Source organism: Myxococcus llanfairpwllgwyngyllgogerychwyrndrobwllllantysiliogogogochensis (assembly GCF_006636215.1).
GTDB classification, from domain to species: Bacteria; Myxococcota; Myxococcia; order Myxococcales; family Myxococcaceae; genus Myxococcus; species Myxococcus llanfairpwllgwyngyllgogerychwyrndrobwllllantysiliogogogochensis.
The window spans coordinates 1-21,114 of record NZ_VIFM01000030.1 but is presented as its reverse complement, the minus strand read 5'-3'; the positions used below and the strand labels follow the sequence as shown (position 1 = coordinate 21,114).

The 21,114-nt window shown below is 68.2% G+C and carries 19 protein-coding genes, 7 tRNA genes and 1 pseudogene; 20 read left to right on the top strand and 7 right to left on the bottom strand.

The window, feature by feature from the left end; all coding sequences use genetic code 11:
* Window positions 1–259: 259 nt before the first annotated feature.
* From FJV41_RS10265 to FJV41_RS10255, 3 genes are read left to right on the top strand one after another with little or no spacing between them, the layout of a single operon-like run.
* Window positions 260–2,026 (top strand): vWA domain-containing protein, encoded by a 1,767-nt coding sequence (locus tag FJV41_RS10265; RefSeq protein ID WP_141642257.1) that lies wholly within the window; start codon window positions 260–262, stop codon window positions 2,024–2,026.
* 29 nt (window positions 2,027–2,055) lie between these two features.
* Window positions 2,056–3,075: a hypothetical protein gene (locus FJV41_RS10260; protein ID WP_141642256.1), complete on the top strand. Its 1,020-nt coding sequence runs from the start codon at window positions 2,056–2,058 to the stop codon at window positions 3,073–3,075.
* A gap of 21 nt (window positions 3,076–3,096) precedes the next feature.
* Window positions 3,097–3,468 carry a hypothetical protein gene (locus tag FJV41_RS10255; RefSeq protein ID WP_141642255.1) on the top strand — a complete coding sequence of 124 codons (372 nt, stop codon included), beginning with the start codon at window positions 3,097–3,099 and terminating at the stop codon, window positions 3,466–3,468.
* A 7-nt stretch (window positions 3,469–3,475) separates the two neighbouring features.
* On the opposite strand, the gene FJV41_RS10250 is transcribed toward FJV41_RS10255, so the two are convergent.
* The 3 genes from FJV41_RS10250 to nfi all read right to left on the bottom strand — a co-directional run bounded on the left by FJV41_RS10250 (window position 3,476) and on the right by nfi (window position 7,316).
* Entirely contained in the window at window positions 3,476–3,973 is a 498-nt protein-coding gene (locus FJV41_RS10250) for a DUF2267 domain-containing protein (RefSeq protein ID WP_141642254.1), read from the bottom strand.
* Window positions 3,974–4,077: 104 nt separating this feature from the next.
* On the bottom strand, window positions 4,078–6,420 hold the full coding sequence (locus FJV41_RS10245; RefSeq protein ID WP_141642253.1) for a GMC family oxidoreductase N-terminal domain-containing protein: 2,343 nt from the start codon (window positions 6,418–6,420) through the stop codon (window positions 4,078–4,080).
* 194 nt (window positions 6,421–6,614) lie between these two features.
* Window positions 6,615–7,316, bottom strand: a complete 702-nt coding sequence (gene nfi, locus FJV41_RS10240; RefSeq protein WP_141642252.1) for a deoxyribonuclease V — start codon at window positions 7,314–7,316, stop codon at window positions 6,615–6,617.
* Window positions 7,317–7,615: 299 nt separating this feature from the next.
* Here nfi and FJV41_RS10235 point away from each other — a divergent pair, with 299 nt between their 5' ends.
* From FJV41_RS10235 to FJV41_RS10180, 15 genes are all read left to right on the top strand, one after another.
* Window positions 7,616–8,647 (top strand): hypothetical protein, encoded by a 1,032-nt coding sequence (locus tag FJV41_RS10235; RefSeq protein WP_141642251.1) that lies wholly within the window; start codon window positions 7,616–7,618, stop codon window positions 8,645–8,647.
* An 80-nt stretch (window positions 8,648–8,727) separates the two neighbouring features.
* Entirely contained in the window at window positions 8,728–10,035 is a 1,308-nt protein-coding gene (locus FJV41_RS10230) for a hypothetical protein (RefSeq protein WP_246137133.1), read from the top strand.
* Window positions 10,036–10,124: 89 nt separating this feature from the next.
* Window positions 10,125–11,267, top strand: coding sequence for a hypothetical protein (locus tag FJV41_RS10225; protein ID WP_246137132.1), 1,143 nt, complete (start codon window positions 10,125–10,127; stop codon window positions 11,265–11,267).
* A 152-nt stretch (window positions 11,268–11,419) separates the two neighbouring features.
* Window positions 11,420–12,709, top strand: a complete 1,290-nt coding sequence (locus FJV41_RS10220) for a S8 family peptidase (RefSeq protein WP_246137131.1) — start codon at window positions 11,420–11,422, stop codon at window positions 12,707–12,709.
* Between the two features lie 196 nt (window positions 12,710–12,905).
* A complete protein-coding gene (locus FJV41_RS10215) occupies window positions 12,906–13,154 on the top strand; it encodes a hypothetical protein (protein ID WP_141642248.1) in 249 nt (82 codons plus the stop codon).
* A 9-nt stretch (window positions 13,155–13,163) separates the two neighbouring features.
* Window positions 13,164–13,745, top strand: coding sequence for a HesA/MoeB/ThiF family protein (locus tag FJV41_RS10210; protein ID WP_141642247.1), 582 nt, complete (start codon window positions 13,164–13,166; stop codon window positions 13,743–13,745).
* A gap of 71 nt (window positions 13,746–13,816) precedes the next feature.
* Complete coding sequence (locus FJV41_RS10205) at window positions 13,817–14,710, top strand: nucleoside hydrolase (protein ID WP_246137130.1); 894 nt, start codon at window positions 13,817–13,819, stop codon at window positions 14,708–14,710.
* Between the two features lie 41 nt (window positions 14,711–14,751).
* Complete coding sequence (locus tag FJV41_RS52155; protein WP_174487721.1) at window positions 14,752–14,910, top strand: hypothetical protein; 159 nt, start codon at window positions 14,752–14,754, stop codon at window positions 14,908–14,910.
* Window positions 14,911–15,005: 95 nt separating this feature from the next.
* Window positions 15,006–15,091 (top strand) — tRNA-Tyr (locus tag FJV41_RS10200).
* A 47-nt stretch (window positions 15,092–15,138) separates the two neighbouring features.
* Window positions 15,139–15,209: transfer RNA gene (locus FJV41_RS10195), tRNA-Ile, on the top strand.
* Between the two features lie 7 nt (window positions 15,210–15,216).
* Window positions 15,217–15,287 (top strand) — tRNA-His (locus tag FJV41_RS52150).
* 79 nt (window positions 15,288–15,366) lie between these two features.
* Window positions 15,367–15,437: transfer RNA gene (locus tag FJV41_RS10190), tRNA-Lys, on the top strand.
* Between the two features lie 20 nt (window positions 15,438–15,457).
* Window positions 15,458–15,528, top strand: a tRNA-Gly gene (locus tag FJV41_RS10185).
* A gap of 19 nt (window positions 15,529–15,547) precedes the next feature.
* A tRNA-Gln gene (locus FJV41_RS52145) sits at window positions 15,548–15,620 on the top strand.
* A gap of 19 nt (window positions 15,621–15,639) precedes the next feature.
* Window positions 15,640–15,711 (top strand) — tRNA-Asn (locus FJV41_RS10180).
* Window positions 15,712–16,384: 673 nt separating this feature from the next.
* On the opposite strand, the gene FJV41_RS53585 is transcribed toward FJV41_RS10180, so the two are convergent.
* Complete coding sequence (locus FJV41_RS53585) at window positions 16,385–16,597, bottom strand: hypothetical protein (protein ID WP_246137138.1); 213 nt, start codon at window positions 16,595–16,597, stop codon at window positions 16,385–16,387.
* Here FJV41_RS53585 and FJV41_RS10175 point away from each other — a divergent pair.
* Entirely contained in the window at window positions 16,508–16,972 is a 465-nt protein-coding gene (locus FJV41_RS10175; RefSeq protein WP_246137137.1) for a LysR substrate-binding domain-containing protein, read from the top strand. The genes FJV41_RS53585 and FJV41_RS10175 overlap by 90 nt on opposite strands.
* 153 nt (window positions 16,973–17,125) lie before the next feature.
* Window positions 17,126–18,277 (top strand): TIGR03118 family protein, encoded by a 1,152-nt coding sequence (locus FJV41_RS10170; RefSeq protein ID WP_141642245.1) that lies wholly within the window; start codon window positions 17,126–17,128, stop codon window positions 18,275–18,277.
* A gap of 329 nt (window positions 18,278–18,606) precedes the next feature.
* On the opposite strand, the gene FJV41_RS10165 is transcribed toward FJV41_RS10170, so the two are convergent.
* The 3 genes and pseudogenes from FJV41_RS10165 to FJV41_RS10155 form a co-directional block, all read right to left on the bottom strand.
* Window positions 18,607–18,981 (bottom strand): hypothetical protein, encoded by a 375-nt coding sequence (locus FJV41_RS10165; RefSeq protein ID WP_141642244.1) that lies wholly within the window; start codon window positions 18,979–18,981, stop codon window positions 18,607–18,609.
* Window positions 18,982–19,011: 30 nt separating this feature from the next.
* Window positions 19,012–20,490: a hypothetical protein gene (locus tag FJV41_RS54570; protein ID WP_281291398.1), complete on the bottom strand. Its 1,479-nt coding sequence runs from the start codon at window positions 20,488–20,490 to the stop codon at window positions 19,012–19,014.
* Window positions 20,491–20,836: 346 nt separating this feature from the next.
* A pseudogene (locus FJV41_RS10155) lies at window positions 20,837–21,114 on the bottom strand (hypothetical protein); the annotation flags it as partial.

Sequence of the window (21,114 nt, the reverse complement as noted above, 5' to 3'; positions counted from 1 at the left end):
GATGCGGGTTCGAGTCCCGCCGAGGCCGTCAGGCCTCGTAGTTCAACTGGCAGAACACTGGACACTCAATCCAGCAACACAGGCCTCGTCACTCGGGCGCACCCTCTCTCCCTCTCATCCCAGCTTCGCGCGGGTGGCCGTGCCTGGTGCACGAAAGGCCCCCGTGCGTTCCACGCGCGGTGCACTCCCCTCACGCCCTTTTTGCGCCTGGGGTCCGCCCCGCGCCTGACCCGCCGCACGTCCCGAAAGGTGGCACCCCATGACGACCGCGAACCAGAACACCCCGCTGCTGCCCGAGACGCAGCGTGGCCCCGCCGAGCGCCTGCTGGACCTGGTGCTCAGCGGCTCCGCGCACCTGTGGCACAACCGGCCGGGGCTGGACGTGAATGGCACGTGGGTGGCCGCGGCGCACGCCACCCCGGCGCAGCGCACGCTCGGCAAGCCCGTGAAGCCGGGCCTCTTCGTGCCCGCGGCGGTGCGGCTCTACCGGCAGCTCCTGGACATCCACCGACTCAACTCGGAGCTGATGGCGCACTTCGCGTCGTACGCGCTGACGCAGACGGACTGGCGTGACCTGAAGGTGGCCACGTGCGCGCTCATGCTGGTGCAGGAGCACGCGGGTCAGCCCGTGGTCGGCGAGGACGGGAAGGTGGCGTTCCACGACGACGACTGGCGCGCCATTGGCGAGGCCATGGTGCTGCACTACGAGCGCAAGTCCACGCGCATGCTCACGCCCAAGGCGGTGCTGCGGGTGGCGGAGCTGCTCGAGCTGCCGGACATCGCGCGCCTCAACCGCGAGGCGGGCTTCGGAGACCCCGCGTCCCGCAAGGCGCCCATGGGCCGCTGGAAGCGCGTGGCGTCCCGGTGGCTGGCGGCGCGTGAGGCCAACCTGCCCATGCTCCAGGGCCTGGTGAAGGCGGGCTACAAGGAGACGCTGAAGAAGCTGGCGCGCAAGGCGGGGTACAAGCCGCGCGCGCAGGGCTTCTTCGAGGTGCTCGGCTGGAAGCAGAAGCAGTCCGAGGGCGGGCACCGCACGGTGGGCCTGAACGGGCTGACGCTCGTGAAGAGCCAGCGCTTCGACGGGTTGTCGGAGGCGGAGATCTGCGAGTGGATCGAGCTGGAGCGCCTCTCCTACAAGGAGGTGGTGGGCCGGCTGCCGAAGGACCTGGGCATGACTCCGGCCATCATGGCGGCGCTGCTGCCCTCGTTGTCGGACAGGGACTTGCGGCTGATGACGCCGACGCTCGAGGAGCTGGGGCTATTGGCGGAGCCCTCCGTGCGAGGGCGCTGGGAGCAGGCCGTCCAGACGGCGACGGACCAGCGCGCGCTGAACATCGCGAAGAACGTGCGCAGCGAGGTGCTGCGCCAGAAGCTGGAGGAGGCGAGCGACAACGCGGCACGACAGGCGGTGGCGGAGGCGACGGCGGAGACCGACGTGAGGGTGATGTTCCTCATCGACAAGTCGGGCTCCATGGAGGGCGCCATCGAGAACTCGAAGGAGGCGCTGGCGCGCATCCTCGCGGGCTTCCCGATGGAGAAGCTGCACATCGCGGCGTTCGACACGATGGGCACCGTCCTCAAGCCGAAGGCATCCAACCGCACGGCGGTGCAGCACATGCTCGAGCGGCTCAAGGCGTCGGGCGGCACGACTCACGCGGCCGGGGTGCATGCCCTGCACCGCGACGGCGTGAAGGTGCCGGAGGGGGCGAAGCTGGTGGTCATCGTCGTGGGCGACGAGGCGGGCGAGGCGGGAGACCAGTTCGCCCGGGCGTTCCGGGACTGCGGCTACACGGTGGCGGCGCTGGCGTTGCTGGTGAGCGTGGCGGGGGGCCGTGGCAACACGGTTCGCACGTGCGCGAGCTTCATGAAGGTGCCCTTCAGCGAGGTGAACGTGGACCAGTTCGCGGACCCCTACCAGGTCCCCCGGGTGCTCAAGGCGCTGCTGGATGCGCCGACGCAGCCTGGTGCCAGCCAGTCCGGCTGGGTGGAGCGGGTGATGCGCACGCCGCTGTTGAAGGTGGCGTGAACCCGAAGTCGTGGTGACAAGGAGGCGGCGTGGACTACCGGAAGTTTCTCGGAAAGGTGGAGTCGGCGGTGCTGCCGTATCTGGGCGGCGGCACCGTGGACACCGCTTCGCGCCGCCTCCGTGTCACCTCCCCCGTGGCGCCGGGGTGGTGGCGCTTCGAGGTGAAGGGGCGGGAGGCCACGGCGCGTGAGCCTGCCAGCCCAGAAGGTCTGGACAGGCTGCCGCGCGTGCGCGGTCACATGTGGGGCGCTCGGCTGGTCCGCGAGGGCGCGGTGGCCGAGCCCCTGGAGTTGATGCCGGAGGAGGAGCCCGCCGTGCTCGCGCCCGTGAGTGCCCGGCGCTGGCATGACGGTTCACTGCTGTTCGACGGCGTGGACTTCGAGGGCGAGGCGGAGGACCAGGCACGTCGAGCCCTGGAGGAGGGCCAGCCGCTCTCCACCGTGAAGGGCGTGAGCGCGCCGCTGCGGGCGGCCTATGGCTATGCGCTGCTGGAGGCGGCGTCGCGGACGCTCGACATCCGCTTCGCGCCAGCGGAGACGCGCGGCCGGGTACTGCGGGTGGCCGAGCAGGGCCGGGTCGAGGCGGAGTCCTGTCTGCGGGCCCTCGTCGCGGAGCGAGAGGCTCATCGGCGCGCGCTCGCGGCACGTCTGCTCACGGCGAGCGTGCAAGCACAGGCGGCGCAGACAGTGGAGGCAGCGCGGGCGCGGGCCGTGGAGTTGGCGGAGCGGGCTCGGCGGCAGGTCGAGTTCACGGGGGCTCGACACGGGCGAGGCGCGCCGGTGGGCGACCACTCGCGCGCGGAGGTCGCGCTCCAGGGCGCGGGGGCGCGGTTGCTGAACCATCGACGGATGGGGGGACATCAACTGGAAGTGACGTTTGCCTTCATGGGGGAGCGCTTCATCTCCGTCGTCGACGCGAACACGCTTCAGGTGGTCGACGCGGGCGTGTGTCTGGCGGGAGCGGACAGCGAGGTGACGCTGGAGAGCCTTCCCTCGGTCATCCGCGAGGCCATCGACACGGATGTCCTGGTCATCACCCGGCACGCGTGACGTGCGGAGAGGAGGAGAATCATGTCGACGCAAGAGGTCTGTCTGCTCATCGGCCAGGACGAGGAGGTGCTGTGGTGCGAGACCTCCGACAGTCCCGTCCTGCTGCCGGACTCGCGCACGCGGTGGGAGGCCATCTGGTACTGGCGTCACGAACTGGTGGAGGTGGCGCACAGTCATCCCGAGGGGCCCCTCGGCTTCTCCTCCGAGGATGAGACGACGATGACCGCGCTGACGGAGGCGCTCGGGCGCGCACCGCGCTTCTCCGTCGTGGCCCCCGGCGGCATGGTCGCCCGCGTCGAGGGCCGCGATGTCTGGGTCTCCGACGAGCCCTGGTGGGCCGAGCCCCTGCGGGAAGTCTCGGGCATGACTCACGCGCCCATGGCACGCGCGTGAAGCCCGCTCAGCTCGGGCGGCGCCACAGCTCCTTGAGGTCCTCGGGGAGCTGGTCCATGACGTCCTCGGCTTCCCCTTCGCTGATCTGATCTCTCACGGCGTTGAGGACCGCGCGCACCACGGGCACCACCGCGTCCGGGTTGAGCGCCAGGTCCTCCCCTACGCGCTTGAGCAACTCCTCGCGCCCGAAGCCCCCCGGCAACTCGTCCTCGTGGCGCTCGCACCGGTGCAACAGCTCCGCCAGCTTGCTGGGGAGTTGCGCCTCCAGGTCCTCTGTCTCTTCGCTGTTGATGCGCTGCTCCACCGCGCAGAGCACGGACACCGCGGCCTGCTCCGCCACCGCGGGCGACATGCCACCGCGCTCGCACAGGTGCTTGATGAAGGCCCGGTAGGTCTGGCTCGCGTGCGCGGCGCTTCGCCGGGCACGACGGGCCTCGATGGGTAGCTCGCCGGGCGCGCCTTCTCGTGAAGCCCGCCGGCCCTCTTGCTCCCGCTTGTCCGCCATGACCTGTCCTCCCGATGTGCCTTCGTGGGCATCAGGTTGCCCACGGCCCACCGGAGGAGCATCACTCGACCTGCATGGAAGGCGGGCCGCCGCCTCCCCGCCCGCTACGCGGCTTTACGCACGTAGGTGTCGTAGAGCGCGCCGAAGAAGAACCGCCCGAAGCGCAGCAGCGTCGACAGCCGACGCGAGGTGTCTCGGGCACTCGGCACACGCAGCGTGGAGAGCTGCACGGCGAAGTCCTTCGCGTTCAACCGCAAGAGCCCCCGGGCGATGCAGGGCCCCGAGGCGTCATTCCCCCGGTGTACCGACACGAGCAGCCGCGTCGTGTCCACCCAGAGGTCGAAGCCCGCGTCGTCGTGGACGTCTTTGTAGCCGTCGAGGAAGAAGCGCTCGCCCGACTCGGCCACCAAGGGGAGCTGGTAGTGCATCCGCCGCCCGCCCGGTCGCGCCGCCTCCCGCGTCATCAGATGCAGCTCGCCTCGCTCCACCGTCAGGGGCCGAGGAGACAATGACAAGGCCTCCACCACGCCGGAGAGTCCCAGGGGATGCAACGGGTCCTCCAGCGTCCGCTCCAGGTCCGGCGTCTCCACCGTCACGATGAAACGCAGGTGGGTCGCATCGATGCGCTTCGGGTCTCCCGCGACGAGCGAGTTCTCCTCCACCGCGCCCGAGATGGAGCCGTACATCGTCTCGGTGAAGCGCACGCCCACTGGCACTCGCGCTCCCACGTCCGGCTCCTCCGTCGCGGGCGTGTAGTCGATGGTCCACCCGTGCCGCTTCGCCATCAGCGCGGCGCAACGCTCAGCCACGGCGGAGAGGGTGAAGAGGGGGTTGGTCCCCAGCGGCCTTGGAATCACCGAGCCGTCACTGACATAGAGCCCGTCGTGAACCTCGGTGCCTTCCTCGCGGGAGAAGACACGCCCCTCATGGTCCACGACACCCGCGCTGGCGTCCTCGGCCATGACACAGCCACCGAGCGGATGCGTGCAGAGGACCTCATGTCCGGTGAGTCGATTCCACAGCGGGTTGCGCACGAACGTCCCGCCCAGGGCCGCCGTGGCTTCGCGCAATCGACTGTCCACCCGCGCAAGCTCCGGCTGCGTGCCCACGTCCGGCCAGTTCACCCGAACCCGGTCGCCCTCCAGCCGCAGCTCACCGACACCCGCGTCGTGAGACATGACGAGGAAGGTCTGCGTGTGGCGCATGGCCCCATGGTACGGCCCGCGCACTGCGCTCTCCGCCACGCGAGCAAGCTCCTCCAGCTTGTCCTTCAGCCCCTCGTCCGTGTCTTCCCCGCCCACCGCGGCCGCGGCGGCGAGCAGCCCCAGCATCGGCCTTCCGAACGCCCCCGGCATGGCACCATTCTCGATGACCATGCCGTCCTCCTGTCGGGACGTCGCACGCGCGTCGATGATGCCGCTGATGGTCGGCCCCACGGGCTCGCGACCTTCCGCCGGATGCGTCCCGTGGCCCACGCCATTGATGGGGACGTCCGTGTTGTAGCCAAAGGCCATCACATCGCCATTGGCGCTGAAGCGTTGGCCCAGCATCCCCGACAACGGCAGGCCCAGCGCTCGGGAGCGCAGCAGGATTTCCGCTGTGCCCATGGTCCCCGCCGCGAGCACGACCATGTCCGCTGTCACCCACGGGTCCGGCGCCTCGAAGCGCTCACGGCCGCTGTTCATCGGCCGGTAGTAGATGCGCCAGCGTCCGCCGTCGCGCGCCAGGTAGCGCACCCCTACCTCGGTGAAGAGCTTCGCGCCGTGGCGGTGCGCATCCGGCAGGTAGTTCATCAGCACGGAGTTCTTCGAGCCCTGGTTGCACCCGGTGAGGCAATCCCCGCACAGCGTGCAGGCGCCCTGTCGCACGCCCGCTTCATTCACTCCGCCCTCGAAGGAGACCGCCAGCGGTGGACGCCGGAAGGTGCCCCCCAGGTGACGAGCGGCCCGCTCCATGGCCTCCAGCGAGGCCAGGGGCGGCGACGACTCGGGATAGGGAGTGGGACGCAACATGCGCTCGGCCCATGTGAATCCGTCCTCAATGAGGCCGGGCACATCCGCGCGCAGCGCCTCGGGCCAGCGCGCATCCTGGAACACGCGAGGGTCTGGCCGCAGCGTGACTCCGGCGTTGATGAGCGATGTGCCGCCCAGGCCACAGCCCGTCACGACAGCCACGTCCCCACCCCGGTGCAGCTCGAACAGGGCCGTGGAGCGACCCAGGTCGACGCCGCTCTCCGCCTCGAGGTGGATCTGGAACTCCTTGGCGAAGTCCGCCTCCGTGCGCGGGTAGTCGCCCGGCTGCAGCTCGCGCCCACGCTCCAGCACACACACCTGGCGACCTGCGCGTGCGAGCCGGCTGGCGGTGATGGCACCCCCATAGCCCGACCCCACGACCACCACGGAGTAATGGGACTCCAGCTCACTCCACCGTGACGACAGCCTCCGCATCGACACTCCCAATGGCGACCCCCGCCCTCGCTTCACCACCTCAGGGGTACGGTGCCAATGCCCTGGCACTCCTTCCCGTGAAGGCGGCCGGGGTGACGTCCGCCCGGGCAGTCCAGCGCCAGGACCACGACCCCGTCATGAGGACTCCGGACATAGAGGGGGACGGGCCGGCGGTCAAATCCATGGGAGTCGCCTCACTCCAGCTCCGCTGCCTCACCGTCCGCGCGCCTCAGCGCATTCACCAGCCGATGTGCCTGGCGCGTGGTCTCCGGCTCGCGGTACTTCGGGCTGGCCCGCAGCACCAGCTCCACCGCCGTGGGCAGGTCCATCAGGTGACCCGGTGACACATAGACAGGCTGCACCGCCTTGCGCGTGCGGACCGCCATCCCCACGACCTCGCCCTTGTGGGTGATGGGTGACGTGGCACCTCGCGCCTCTCCCAGCTTGCCGTGCGTTCCCACCAGCAGGGACTTGCCACAGCCGATGGAGGGAATCCCGAACAGCAACCCGCCATGGCTCGCGATGCCCAGCCTGCGCGGATGCGCGATGCCGTGCCCGTCGAAGATGAGCACGTCGGGCTTCACCGTGAGCCGCTCCCAGGCGACCGCCACCACGGGCAGCTCGCGGAAGGACAACAGGCCCGGCACGTACGGAAACCCGAGGGTCACCGCGGAGCCAGCCTGCGCCACCGGAGTGAGCGTGGCCGCGTCCAGCACCACGATGCCGCCGAACCCCGTGTCATTCCCCTTCTCCGTGGACACATCAGCGCCCGCGATGCGCTCCACCCGCAGTCCAGCGGGCGGATGGAGCACCACGCGCTCCTTGAGCTGCCGCTGAAGCGCCACCGCCTCCGTCGGCGTGACATCCCAACGATGCATCTCCGGCTGAAGCTCCATGCGGGGTCCGCCTCCTCGTGTGCCCCAAGTCTGCGAACCCGCACCGCTCCGGCAACCCGCCACGGCACTCGCGAGCGCCTCCTGCGTGAACCATCCAACGTCCACACGGCCCCGGCGGGCTGACCACGTGTCCCCTGTCACACTGCCCTCCGGGTCCGGCCTGGAATGCCGAGACACCGTGCGTACCCTGCTCCCTCCCAGGCATCGGTGAAGCCCGCTCCCATGGACCTCTCCCCGAGTCACGCCTGGGTCGCCAGAGGGGCCGGCCCACGGGAGCGTCGCATGTCCGGGAGTATCTGATGCGTCGAGTCCTCGCAGGCTGTCTGGCCGTATCCGCACTGGGAACCACCTTCCCCGCCGCCGCGTCTGAGTGCGGCTACACCGCGGCGGGCTGGAACGCCCCCAACGGAGCGGTGGTGTTCAGTCGCAGTGATGAAGGTCCCATCCGCAATGTGATTGATGCCATTGGCGAGTTCCGCACGCACTCCATGCTCTCGCATGGCGCCACGGGAGGCGTGACTCACGCCACGATGAGGGACCCCGACCAGAACTCGTGGCCCACCGTCTGCGGAACACCGCTCAACATCAACCAGCTCCGGGACGGCTACCCAGGGCTGGAGCAGATCAACCAGGGCGGCATCTACCACTACCTGTACGACGCGAATGGCCATGGCCCCGACTGGACCGCGTGGCAACTGGGAGACGCAACGGGCGCGGCGCGCATCGCGGACAGTCTCTGGTTCAACCACCCGTATGCCAGCGATGTGTCCCGCGTCGACGGCAGCCAGCTCATCGACCGGCCCCTGTGGAACGGGGCGCGCGTACCGTATTCGTTGTTCCAGTACAGGGACGTGGAGTCGGCGCACCAGATTCCCGGCGGCGCGGCCAACAACGGAATGATGTGCTCGAGTTTTCTCGCCTACGCCCACAACTACGCGGGCAGGGGCCTCGTCACCACGCACACCTATCCGCACGAGGTCATCGCCAACGCGTCCAATACCATCCACTGGGGCGTGCATGGCCAGTGCAAGGAGTCGCTCGGCTGGTTCGAGAACGCCGCGCTGACCGTCATCTGCCCCGTCTTCTGGAACGTGTGCACCAACGCCGGCAACCAGGTGGCCAACTGCATGTCCGCCAATCGCTGCGACACGAGCAGCAGCGTCATCTGGAAGGGCGTGCGCGACGACCCCAACGCCACCGCCACCTCTATCAGCCCGGACCGCATCGGCGGCTGGAGCGTGCACCCCGTCTCCACCACGCTGTGGGCCTCCGACTACTCCCACCAGCTCCAGTGGAACTCCGGCGGCAACGTCTACGGCTGCTGGCAGTAAGCGCACCTCCCCACTGAATCGACAGGAGCCCCCGGATGAACCCCTCGGAACCGCCCTGGTGGCGCCGACGACTCACTTTCATGCTCGGTCTCGGAATCGCGGCGCTGGTGGCCGGCGGGTTGCTCTCCTTGGAGCCACCCACTCCGCCAGATGCCACGCCTGTCGCCGCGGCGGACCACCGTCCTCCACCCACGCCCACCAGCACCGCTCCGGTGCTGCCCACGAAAGTGGAACCCGTGGTCCGCCCCGCACCGAAACCCGCGCCCGCACCCATCATCGACAGCGTGACGGTGGAGAAGCAGGAGGTCTGCTCCGGCGAGGACAACCTCATCAACGTCCGGGCGCACTCGCCGGACGGCAATGACGCCTATCTCCACACCACCATTGGCGCGGGCATTGGCATGCGCGTTCCCCTGCGTGTCTGGCGCGAGCCAGATGGGACGTACGAGCTGCCCACGGTGACGGTGTTCGGCAAGGACAACGTCGCCACCACCGTGCAGGTGCCCCGGTACACCGTGAAGGACTGCGAGCCCGAGCGACTGGTCGAGGTCTTCTCCCGGCGCGCCCCCAACACCGAGGAGGACTTCGAGTTCCTCGCGCGCATCCTCGAACCACCGCGAAGGGACAAGGCCGCACGGGCTCCTTTCACGCCCGTGCGGTTCGTCTGGACCTTCGACGACCAACACACGGTGACGACGAGCACGCCCATGGTGACCCAGACGTTGAGCCCCGACGTCACGCGTCCCCGCTCCATGTACGTCCAGCACCTCGTCCGGGTGGACGTGTTCGATGCCACGGGCAAGAAGGTGACGGGCCGCTCGTCGCTTCAGCTCCTCGACAGCACCTTCGAGAACTTCGACAAGAAGGGCGTCGTCACAATCCTGGCGGTGGGGACCCCACGATTCCCCGTGGAGGATGCGGACGGCGTGGTCCGACAGAGCTTCCGCCTGTCCCACCGATGGAAGGGACCCGTGCGACTGGAGCGCGTCACCGCACTGCGAGCGCGCACACCGGAGCCCGATGCCCCGCCCCTGCCCGAGGACACCGAGGAGGTGAACCTGGGTGTGGACACCCTCCCTGAAGGCCGGGGCGTGGACATCCCTGCCTCCCTGGACACACGGTCCGAGTCGGGCGTGACGCAAGTCACCTACCTGCTGGAGGGCACCACCGCGGACGGGCACCCCGCGCGCGGAACCTTCTCCGTGATGCGTCCCCCTCCCCGCCCCACCCGGGAGAACAGCACCCCGGTGACGGACCCGCTGCTGCTGGCGAAGGTGAAGCGGGCACGGGAGCTGCTTGGCCAGCCCTTCGTCACTGACGAGGACCTCTGGCGACTGGAGCGAGAGGGACGCTTCAAGGACCTCAAGGTCCAACGCGACACACCGTGAGCACGCTCCATCCACTGGGCGGGAGCGACCACTCCCGCCTGGCTGGCGACCACTGAGCGTCACGCGGGGGCCCGGGCATGGAGGGCGTGATGTCCTTCCGGCCCATGCCTCGCGCCCTCCTCCGTACCCTGCCTCCACTGCTGGTCCTGCTGATGTGGAGCACCGGCACCATCAACTCCGCCGCCGCGCCGCCGGCCACGACGACGCCTTCCTCGACTGACCTGGACGTCCCCTCGGTCCAGGCACTCGAAGTCCTCGAGCAGCGAATCCTCGGGCTCGGCTGCGAGCCCAAGCTGCTGGGCGATGCGAACCGCCGCTTCTCCGAGGCCCAGCTCCTGTGTGCCGCGCACCTGTCCTTCATCCTCGTCCAACTGTCACTGGATGGCGCCCCCCTGCCAGAGACACCTCGACGCGTGAAGGCCCTGCTCGACGATGCCCTGACGAAAGGACGTGGGCCCTTCCTTTCCGACGGCAGCGCACGCGTGGAGGAACACCTCCTGCCCCACAGCGTGCTCTACCGAGGTTATGTGCTGTTGATGCTCGCGGGAATCGAGCGCGCGGGGCTGGCCGACCCGGCATCGACGGCACTCTTCGACGCCCTGGCCGAAAAGCTCGTGGAGGCACTCTCGCGGCAGCTCCTGCTGCCCTCGTTCGGCAAGTCCATCTGGCCATGTGACAGCGCCCCCGCCGCCGCGGGCCTGTTGCTGCATGGGCGACTGCGCGGCAATGCCGCGTCTCTCGCCATGGGCGAGCGCCTCACGGCCCGACTGGTGGAGCTCGCCTCCCTGCCCTCGGGGTTTCCCACCCGGGTGAACGCCAAGGGGAAGCTCGTCGAGTCCACGCCGCGCGGCACCACGCTGGCGTGGACGGGCGCCTTCCTTGCCATGGGCTCACACCCCGCCGCGTCCACCTTCACCACTACCCTGGTGAAGGGCTACTGCGACCGTCCCGGAGGAAACCTGCTCCCCTTCGCCGCCTGCCGGGAATGGCCCCGGGGCGTGAAGGGCCGCGAGGACGCCGCGAGCGGCCCGCTCCTGCACGGCGGCTACTCCGTGGGCGCCAGCGCCCTGGCCATCGCCGCCACCCGCCTCTCCCCGGAACACCGCGCCTGGCACCAGGACCTGCTCAATACCGCGCGAGAAATGGGCATCCGACCCATGCTCGAAAAGCCACACAAACACCCGCTGGAGACCGCGCTGTTCTGGTGGGGAGCCAACGCTCGTCCCTGGTAGGCAATGCGCCCGCATGTCGGCGAACACCCAGGACGTTCAATGACGAACCGCTGTCTCATCCCAGAGGGCTAAATCAGGATTAAGCCGAATTTAAAGTCCATCCGTATCATTCCGCGTAACCCATTGCAGGGGGATGAGACATGAATCGACGGATGACGAAGCTGACCCTGGCCATGGGTGGACTGGCGCTGCTGGGCGCCTGCTCGAGCAGCCGGCCGGCATGCAAGGACCCGTCGGCCACCGCCGCGCTCCTCGCGCCACCGACGGAGAAGTTCCTCACGGTTCGCAAGAACGTGCCGGGTGAGTACGTGGTGGTGCTCAAGGCGCCCGAGCCGGGACTGCAGGCGCTCGCCGTCACCCAGGCCACTCTGAACCTCACGCAGAAGTACGGCGGCACCGCTTTCGCGGTGTACGAGCACGCGCTGCGCGGCTTCGCCAGCCGGATGAGCGAGGACCAGGCGCGCGCCCTCGCCGAGGACCCCTCGGTCGCCTACGTCCAGGAGAACGGGGTGCTGTCCATCCGGGAGAGCCAGCCAAGCCCCACCTGGGGCATCGACCGCGTGGACCAGCGCACGCTGCCGCTGGACAAGCTCTACATGTACAACGCCACGGGGTTGGGGGTGCACGTGTACATCCTCGACACGGGCGTGCGGTTCTCCCACCGTGAGTTCGGTGGCAGGGCGTCTGTCGGGTTCGACGCCATTGGCGACAGCATGAAGGGCAATGATTGTCATGGCCACGGAACCCACGTAGCGGGCACGGCGGCGGGCAGCACGTATGGACTCGCCAAGAACGCCACCGTGCACTCCGTCCGGGTACTCGCGTGCAACGGCTCGGGCTCCACGGCCCAGGTCATCGCGGGCATTGACTGGGTGACGAAGAACCACCAGGCCCCGGCCGTGGCGAACATGAGCCTGGGCGGAGACTCGGATCCGGCCATCGACGAAGCGGTCCGCCGCTCCATCGCCTCGGGCGTCACCTACGTGCTCGCCGCGGGCAATGAGTCTGGCGATGCCTGCAAGCACTCCCCGGCACGGACGGCGGAGGCCATCACCGTCGCCGCCACCGACACCAGCGACAAGCGTACGTCCTTCTCCAACTACGGCGACTGCGTGGACGTCTTCGCCCCCGGCAACAAAATCACCTCCGCCTGGCACTACGGCGACAGGGAGTCGCGAGAGATGAGCGGCACCTCCATGTCCGCACCCCACGTGACGGGGGTGGCCGCGCTCTGGCTGGAGCTGAACCCCAATGCCACGCCCGATACCGTCGCCAGCGCGCTGTTCGACAACGCCACGCTCGACAAGGTGCGTAGCCCCGGCGAGTGCACGCCCAACCGCATGGCCTACTCGGGCTTCATCGGCGCCGTGCCGGTGCTGCCCACCGTGAGCACGGAGCCCGCGACGACGCCGGCACCCGTGAGCGGCGAAACCTCGAAGTAAGCGTCCGGCCGCGAGGACCCCTCCCCCTCGCGGCCCCCGAGGGCCGGACTCCGTCATCACGACGGAGCCCGGCCCTCGTCTTTTCACGCAGCGCCTGTCCCGAGTCAGGACGCCTGGCGCGCCTCCGTCCCGCGAGGTGCCTGGCCGGCCGCCCTTTTCGCGGCCCCTGGCACGCGCGAGGAGGCGCGAGACGACCATGGCGACCCTGAACATCACCTATGACGGCATGTCCGCGGATGTGCCGGTGGAGCTGGACCGGCCGGTGTCGGACTCCGACGTGCGCCGCATCGCCGCGGAGCTGATTCGCGCGGGCGGAGTGCCGGGCCTCCATCTGGCCCACCTGCGCGACGACGCGTTCCAGCACTTCGTCGTGGACCGGTTCCGGGGTGCGCGCGGCGACGAGCGCATCTACCTGCGCCCCAAGGTGCCCTTCGGGGCCCGCTGAGGAGCCGCCATGCGCATCCTCTTCTGCGGCGTGGGCGCCATCGGCTCCCAGGCGGCCCTCCTGTGCCGCAACCTGGAGGCCACCCTGGTCTTCGTCGACTTCGACCGGGTGGAGTCCAAGAACCTGCTCGCCCAGGCCCACGTGAAGCCCTCCGTGGGAAAGAACAAGGCCGAGGCCCTCAAGCTCCAACTCCTCAACCTGCACGGCGTGAAGACGGAGTCCTTCGGCGTGCGCGTCACCCGCGACAACGTGGCGGCGCTGTGTGGTGGTGCGGACCTGCTGGTGGACTGCTTCGACAACCAGGACAGTCGTCGGCTCCTCAGCGACTTCGCCCGAGGAGCAGGCAAGCCCCTGGTGCACGGCGCGGTGAGCGCTGACGGGACGTTCGGTCTGGTCCGCTGGGACGAGCGCTTCGTCCCGGACGCCGAGGACACTGCGGGCCAGGCCACCTGCGAGGGGGGCGCGCACCTGCCCCTCCTGGGATTGCTGGCCGCCACGCTCGCCCGCTCCGTGCAGGACTTCATCAAGCAGGGGGTGAAGCGGGACGCGTTGGTGAATCTCTCCTCCGTCGTCCCCACCACCCACCACTGACCCCAATTTGACGGGGACACCCCGCCTCTCTCTACTCAGGGACGCCAATGGCCCAGGACATTCTCTTCGACATGGAAACGAGCGATCCGGACGACGCGCTCACGCTCTGCCTGTTGGCCACACATCCCGCCGTCGCGCTGCGCGCGGTGACCGTGACACCCGGCACGCTGGCGCAGGTGGGAATGGTGCGACACCTGCTCGCGCGTGCCGGCAGGAGTGACGTGCCCGTGGGCGCGCGCAATCCGGCGGCGGAGAAGGAGAGCCTTTCGGCCTTCCACACCCAATGGCTGGGGCCACTGCCTCCCTCTGCTCCGGATGCCCTGGCGCACGAGGTGCTGGCGCTCGTGCTCGGGCGGTTCCCCGAGGCAACACTGCTCACCGGTGCGCCGCTCCAGAATCTGCGACTGCTGCTGGAGCTTCACCCGGACATCAAGCTGCACCGGTGGGTGGCGCAGGGCGGCTTCGCGGGCGACAACGTGGTTCCACCCGAGCACCGGCTGCCCAAATTCGAGGGCCGGCGAACCTGTCCGACCTTCAACTTCAACGGAGACCCCAAGGGCGCACTGCTGGCCCTGTCCTCGGACCGCATGGGCCGACGCGAGCTGGTGTCCAAGAACGTCACCCATGGCCTGGCCTACGACGGCCCCTTTCACGAGCGCATGCGGCCTTATGCCTCGACGACACCGGGGCTCGGGCTCATCTTCGAGGCCATGGAGCGCTACCTGGCGCAGCGCCCCGAAGGCAAACTCCTGCACGACCCCATCGCCGCATGCGCGGCCATCGACCCCGAAATCATCACCTGGGCGGAAGTGGAGATGGTGCGCCAGCGCGGAGAGTGGGGAGCCGAGCTTGCGCAGGGTACCCATACGTTCATCTCGGTGGCCCTGGACTCCGAGCGCTTCTTCCAGACGCTCGTGGGAATCGGCGCCGCGACAAAAAACAATCGCGGCGCTTGTCAGGGATGAAAATCAACCGCCGTAGATTCCGCCAGAAAGGAGCGGTGACCATGAAGACGGTGACGATGCAGTCGAGCAAGGCGAAGCACAGCTATCGAAACAACCTCTGGCCCCAGTTCGACGCCGCCTCCTGCTCCTTCTCGCGCACCGGCTCGATTCGCAACGTGGGATTCGGCCACCTTCACGGCCATCCGCCCGTACCCTGCTGACGCTCGCGCTTCGTCATCGACGCGCCAAGCCACGCAGAGGCCGGGCTCCCATCCAGGGGACCCGGCCTTTCGGCTTTCGGGCCTCCGCTCCTCCAGGGGACGTAGAGCGTTACGGCAGACGCGCGGGCCTGTAGAGCCCGAGCCCGACAGGGCCTGCTGGGTTCAACTCCCAGCGTCCCCATGCTCCATACGAGCAGGGTCCGCCTCACCCAAACCCAGACATCTTTCAGGGGTATAGCTCAAAGGCAGAGCACTCGCTTGATAAGCGGGTGATCCCGGTTCGACTCCGGGTACCCCGACTCCATGTTGGCCGAAGGCGAATGGTGAGCCACCGGGACGTGACCCCGGGGAAGAGGGTTCGAATCCCTCCGGTCAACCTGACATTTCCAGCTCCCAGACAACTGAATCGTCGTGGTGAATGCACGCCACCTGCTCGCATGGGGGTGGCGGCAATATGCCTCCGTAGCTCATTGGAAGAGCATCCGCCTCTTAAGCGGACGGCGAGGGTTCGAATCCCTCCGGAGGTACTCGAAGCAGCGGTAGCAACGCGGGTGTCGTCCAGCGGCAGGATGGCGGTTTCCCATACCGTCGACACGGGTTCGAATCCCGTCGCCCGCTTCACATGTGTCACTTTCATACCGGAGTCGTCTAATGAGCGAGGATGGCGGATTCTGACTCCGCAGGTGCAGGTGCAATTCCTGCCTCCGGTTCTCTCTTCACGCAGCACATTCCCCGGTAGCTCAATGGCAGAGCGCGCGGCTGTTAACCGCGAAGTTGAGGGTTCGAGTCCCTCCTGGGGAGCTACTTGAAGGGCCCTACCAACTGGTAGGGCCCTTTTTGTTTAACAAGGGCCTCGCGATGACATCGCGGGGCCTTCGTGCTTAAGCCGCTGAATCCCAAGGGATTTTGGCTCGCGGTGCTGAAGAGGGCGCTCTCGGCTCTCTACCCCGCAGAGCGAGATGCCCCCTCTTCTCCGCCGCCGATTGGGCTCTCTGGACCGCTCTTTCACCCGTTTTGGGGAGAGAGAGGCCGAGAGTGGTTAACAGTTTTGTTAACCACTTCGGACCACCGATTCTGACAATCCCTGGCTTTCGATGTCGTACCTTCCAGGGTTGCTCCGTTTCCCTCTTTCAGAATGCCAAAATGGGCCACCTGTTAACCGAGAGAGCGAAAAGTGGCTCGCCGTTACTCGGTATTCTCGACTTCGTCGCGCGGCGCAGACTCTCCGAGACGACTCTCAGAAGCTCTTGGCCGAGTCCTCGGCACGGCCCCCTGCTCCGCCTCTCTGCTCTTGCCCGCGCGCCGTGTGGCTCCGAGAGGGACCTGCTGGGCAAGGAAGACAGCCCGAGGATGCGGTCGCGCTCGCCCCCGCCATCGCGCGAGGGTTGCGTGAGCTGGAGTCAGGGCTTCATGAAGCCCCGTTCGAGCCAGCCCGGTGCACACGCACGTTCACCCTCGCCGTCGCCGACGCGGGTCAGGTCACCTGGGGTCCACGTATCGCGGCCAGGATGGCCGAGGCGCTGCCGAACGCGCGCCTCTCCGTGGTGGGCATCGCCTCGCTCGTCGCGCTCGCGACCTGACGTCGTCGCAAGTCGACCTGCACATCGGCCTCGCCGGGCGGGGCGCGGGCCTGCACGTCGAGCCGCTGCTGGACGAGCGCACCGTCCTCGTGGCCCGCGAGGGACACCCCGCGCTCACGAAGCGGCTGTCCCCGCGTGCGCGCGGCGCGCTCCGTCACGTGGGCGTGGAGATGGTTCCGGGCAAGGGCTTCCGGGACCTCGTCGGGACAGCGTACGCACGCGCGGGCATCCCCAGCGAGGTCGCCATCACGGTGCCGTCCTTCCTGACGGCGGCGGCGATGGTGGCCGCGACCGACCTCGTCGCGACGTTGCCAGAGTCACTCGTCGCCGCTCAGGGGGCGCGGCTGGGCGTGCGCGGAGTCAACGCGGCGGTCCCCGCGCACATCGTCAAGCTGGCCCTGTGCTGGCATGAGCGCACCCACACCGACCCGGCCGCGCGCTACTTCCGCGACCTAGTCCGGAGCGCGGTCCTGGCCGGGTGACCGGCATGGGATGCCGGACGAGGGGTTGGGCATCGCGCAATGCGGACTGTCGGTCATTTCCCAGCACAGCAGGGCCTGTTGCGGCACAGGGCAACGCTTCTCAGGCTTTAGCCAGACGAGAAGGTCACAGAAACGCGAAACCGAGGGGGGGACATGAGGACAACGTCGATTCGTGGACTGGGGCTGCGGTGTGGCGGATATGTGGCTGGGCTGTCGCTTGCCGTGGTGGGGTTGCCTGGAGTGGCCATCGCCCAGGCGCCTGGCGAGCTTCCCAATTCCTATCTCCAGAGGAACCTGGTCTCCGATGGGGCAACGACCGCGGAGCATGTGGATCCCAATCTGGTCAATGGCTGGGGGCTTGCCTTCAATCCGTTTGGCGTCGCCTGGGTGGCTGACAACGGGACGGGGAACTCAACGCTCTACGACGGCGATGGGACGGCGCAGCCGCTCGTGGTCAGCATCCCGGTGCCCACGGGAGCCATGGCTCCCGCGAGCCCCACCGGCGTCGTGTTCAATGGCTCCGAGGGCTTCGCGGTCTCCCAGGGCACCGCCAGTGGCCCTGCTCGCTTCATCTTCGTCACGGAGCAGGGCGTCGTGGCCGCCTGGTCTCCCACCGCCGCCGCGTCCAACGCCATCCTCACGGTGGACAACTCCAGCAAGGGCTCGATCTACAAAGGGGCCGCCCTGGCGAGCAACGGCACCGCCACCTACCTCTACGCGACCGACTTCCACAACGGGCGGGTGGATGTCTTCGACAACAAGTTCGCGCCCGCCACGCTCAGTGGGAACTTCACGGACCCGAACCTGCCTGCCGGCTTCGCGCCGTTCGGCATCCAGAACATTAACGGCGATCTCTACGTGAGCTATGCGCAGCAGGATGCGGAACGCAAGGACGACGTGCACGGCCCGGGCTTGGGCTACGTCAACGTCTTCGATCCGAACGGGCGGTTGATCCGACGGCTGATTTCCGCAGGCAACCTGAACGCTCCGTGGGGGATGGCCGTGGCGCCCGCCAGCTTCGGGCGGTTCGCGGGGCGGCTGCTGGTGGGGAACTTCGGCGACGGCACCATCAACGCCTTTGATTCCGCGACCGGGACTTTCGATGCCCAGCTTCTGGGCGCCGATGGGAAGCCGGTCATGATTGACGGCCTGTGGGCGCTCGGCTTCGGCAATGGCCTTCAGAATCAGCCCAGCAATACGCTGTTCTTCACCGCGGGCCCGGCGGATGAGACCCACGGCCTCTACGGCCGCCTCGACGTGGCCACCACGGGCCCGACCCGCGTCCCGTACCTTCCCACGCGCTGAGCCGCGTGCGGTTGGGGCAGCGGAGGTCCTTGGCACGCGCCCGGGGAATCATGTCCCGGGCGCGCGCTCAGGAAGGCTGGCCCTGTGCTGGCATGAGCGCACATCAGGTGTCACACGCGCCGTTCGGCAAGTGCGGCGAGATGACATTCCACCCAAGGACGCGGCGCGTTAGAATGCACTGCCGAGCCTCTTGGTCCATACCTCCAAGGGGTGATTCCCTGGCGGCCGGTCGCTCCTAGACTGCCCATGGGTGGATCGCTACGGCTGGCTGTCCCGCCAAGAGCGGGGAGCAGCGCGACAGCGAACGCCCCCCGCCCAGACCCCATTCGTCACTCAAGCGTCTCAAGACCTGCCCACTCGCCATCCGCGTCCGACTCCCAGCCACGTCGACTCCATTGACCTTCGCGCCATTCAACTGCCAAGCAACATTTGCCCTGTTCTGCGACACGTCGTTTATCAATGAAGAAAAACACGAGCGCCCAAACGGCCACGCCACAGTCGTCCTTTCGGGTCACCAGTAGTTTCACAACAAGCTCAATAGTGAGTCCCGGATGTGGCGTCCCAACCATTCCCTCCAGTGTTGCGGAGGCTGCGTCAACCTCAATGGTTTCGCTCCCTTGAACAATCCGCAGCGGGCAACCCAGGAATAGCGATAGCGACTTGAGCCATTCAACATGTTCCGACCAGAGGTCCACATCCTTCATCGTTCAAACTCCCTTACAATCAGGAACGACTCAACGCAGTTTCTCAAAGGGACCACCATTGGGGAGCGGATTGGCCGGCTTTCCCGTCCCGCGTGTGATTGGACGGCCTTTACCATCCTTCGTTGCGAGAGTACCAAACGCGGTGATGACGCGCGTCGGCTCTCCCTGCTCGGTAACAACCGTCGTCCCGTCGCGATGATAGTGGTCAACAGGGCGATTATTGGCGTTGGTCCCGCGGTAGAGCGTCGACTTCGGGTCGTTAATGATATTCGCTTGATCTTGCCGACTAACACCATGAGCGTCAGGATGCCCGGGACGACCATCTGGTCCATACGGCCGGGCGCCCTTGATGTCCTTGGCATTTACCTTGGCTCCTACATCTGCTCGGGCCGGCAGGGACGTCGCAGTCTCGCGGCCGAGCACCTCGTCGGCCGATACTCTACCTTGAGTATCACGGGCCTGCTTTGAAGCAGGCCCGGCTCGGTCGGAGTTGGCGACGGACAGCATCGCCTGCCGCGCCTTCGGCACGTTGCCCCGCGACTCGTACAGGGCAAGGGCTGCGGCGTCCCCCCATTCCGCAGCCAGCAGTGCACCCTCCCGGCTCTGCTGAAAGTAGCGGGCCAGTTCCCCCACGGCGCTCTCTCCTATTCGCGCCTCCAACCTCTCCAGCACCGCCTTCAGCGACTCCACGCGGGACACCACCGCCTGCAGGCGAGCGCGCTCCAGCCGGGAGACGCCAGCTTCACGAAGCGCGCGCGCCCCCTTCCCTCCCGCGTACAAGCCCACCATGAGGGCCGCGGGCGCCAGTTGCCGCGTGGCGTCCTCGTACTCCCCCTTGGCAAGGGAGGCCCCGCCCTGCGCCGTCCCCGCCGCCAGGTGGTAGAAGCCTAGCGGCACACCGAAGGTGAGGTGGTCGAAGGAAGCCAGGGCCACGTTGCCCGGTGCGAAAGCCCCCAGGAGTTGGGCGTTCTCTACCTCCCGGTACGCTTCCTGGTAGGGCGGTGGAAGCTGCGCGGGCAGCGCGGACGCATCGATGCTCCGGCTTCCGCCAACGAGAGGAATGGAGGCCGCGACGTCATCCACGGCCTGTCCCAGCCCGCGCGCGATGTCACCGCCGCGGAAGTCCCTCTCCGGGAAGTCGGTGAGGGCCATGCCCCGCTGCTTCAGCTCCTCGCGAACCACCTCCATGGCCCCCAGGGCGCGCTTCAGCAGCTTATCCTCGGCCAACAGGCGCAAGAGCTGCCGCACCTCGTCGTCGTGGGAGGTGTGCAAGACGAAGAGGGCGAGGACTTCCGCCTTGGCCAGGCCGTGCTTCTCGACGGCAGTGGAGAGGAAGGCCGCGCGCTTCTTGAGGAGGACGCGGGCAGCCTCGGCCTCCAGGGGGCCCAAGGCGCCCAGCCTGACGGCGTTCCAGTTTGAGAGGGCCTCCACCAGCCGGGGAATGTCCGCCTGGCGCTGCAAGGCCAGGAAGGCCGCTGGTGTGGTGCACCCGAGGAAAGGCGCCAGCACTTCGTCGTCCGAGTCCAGGTGCGGCCAACCCGTGGGGACGTCCCCGCACACACTTGGTAGGGCCCCCACCACACGCAGGGGCGCCGTTTCTCCTCCGCCGGGATTCGGGGGAGACGGCGTGGCCCGGCGGCGGTGCAGAAGCGGTCCGTCCGCGGACTCCGCGTCGAAGTCCTCGAGCGCCTCGTCCTCGGGGAAATTCGCGACGGCACTGCGCCCCAAGGTTGCCAGGGGCGTCGCGCCCGAGACGGCAGCCAGGATGGCCCCAGGGCCCGCTCTTGAGGGCAGCGAGGCACACCCCGACGTCAGGAGGGCCAGTATCAGGCCCGCCGCGCCACGCGGCAGTCGCTCAGCGCGCATTGTCCACCCCCAGCCCCACGGCCGCGAAGGCTCCCGGCCGCAGCGTCCCTTCCGGCGTGGGAAACAGCAGCGTGCCGCCCTGCCCTAGCGCGTAGAGGTTGCCCCCCAGGAAGCGCCACCGGGCCTCTCCCGAGACGACGTAGCGAGCCCCTGGCTGGCCCATGGCCGTCGCCAGTCCGCCGACGCCCACCGTGAGGTTGCGGTGGAAGAGCTGCGCCTCCACCCGCCCGTCCACGTCCACCCGGCCCCAGGAGAAGGCCTCCACCC

Excerpts from the sequence above, each read along its gene's own strand:
- FJV41_RS10230 (WP_246137133.1), top strand. The coding sequence starts at position 8,728 with ATGCTCGGTCTCGGAATCGCGGCGCTGGTGGCCGGCGGGTTGCTCTCC.
- FJV41_RS10210 (WP_141642247.1), top strand. The coding sequence starts at position 13,164 with ATGCGCATCCTCTTCTGCGGCGTGGGCGCCATCGGCTCCCAGGCGGCC.
- FJV41_RS52155 (WP_174487721.1), top strand. The coding sequence starts at position 14,752 with ATGAAGACGGTGACGATGCAGTCGAGCAAGGCGAAGCACAGCTATCGA.
- FJV41_RS10225 (WP_246137132.1), top strand. The coding sequence starts at position 10,125 with ATGTCCTTCCGGCCCATGCCTCGCGCCCTCCTCCGTACCCTGCCTCCA.
- nfi (WP_141642252.1), bottom strand. The coding sequence starts at position 7,316 with ATGGAGCTTCAGCCGGAGATGCATCGTTGGGATGTCACGCCGACGGAG.
- FJV41_RS10220 (WP_246137131.1), top strand. The coding sequence starts at position 11,420 with ATGACGAAGCTGACCCTGGCCATGGGTGGACTGGCGCTGCTGGGCGCC.
- FJV41_RS10235 (WP_141642251.1), top strand. The coding sequence starts at position 7,616 with ATGCGTCGAGTCCTCGCAGGCTGTCTGGCCGTATCCGCACTGGGAACC.
- FJV41_RS10250 (WP_141642254.1), bottom strand. The coding sequence starts at position 3,973 with ATGGCGGACAAGCGGGAGCAAGAGGGCCGGCGGGCTTCACGAGAAGGC.
- FJV41_RS10245 (WP_141642253.1), bottom strand. The coding sequence starts at position 6,420 with ATGCGGAGGCTGTCGTCACGGTGGAGTGAGCTGGAGTCCCATTACTCC.
- FJV41_RS10265 (WP_141642257.1), top strand. The coding sequence starts at position 260 with ATGACGACCGCGAACCAGAACACCCCGCTGCTGCCCGAGACGCAGCGT.
- FJV41_RS10255 (WP_141642255.1), top strand. The coding sequence starts at position 3,097 with ATGTCGACGCAAGAGGTCTGTCTGCTCATCGGCCAGGACGAGGAGGTG.
- FJV41_RS10165 (WP_141642244.1), bottom strand. The coding sequence starts at position 18,981 with ATGAAGGATGTGGACCTCTGGTCGGAACATGTTGAATGGCTCAAGTCG.
- FJV41_RS10170 (WP_141642245.1), top strand. The coding sequence starts at position 17,126 with ATGAGGACAACGTCGATTCGTGGACTGGGGCTGCGGTGTGGCGGATAT.
- FJV41_RS10215 (WP_141642248.1), top strand. The coding sequence starts at position 12,906 with ATGGCGACCCTGAACATCACCTATGACGGCATGTCCGCGGATGTGCCG.
- FJV41_RS10205 (WP_246137130.1), top strand. The coding sequence starts at position 13,817 with ATGGAAACGAGCGATCCGGACGACGCGCTCACGCTCTGCCTGTTGGCC.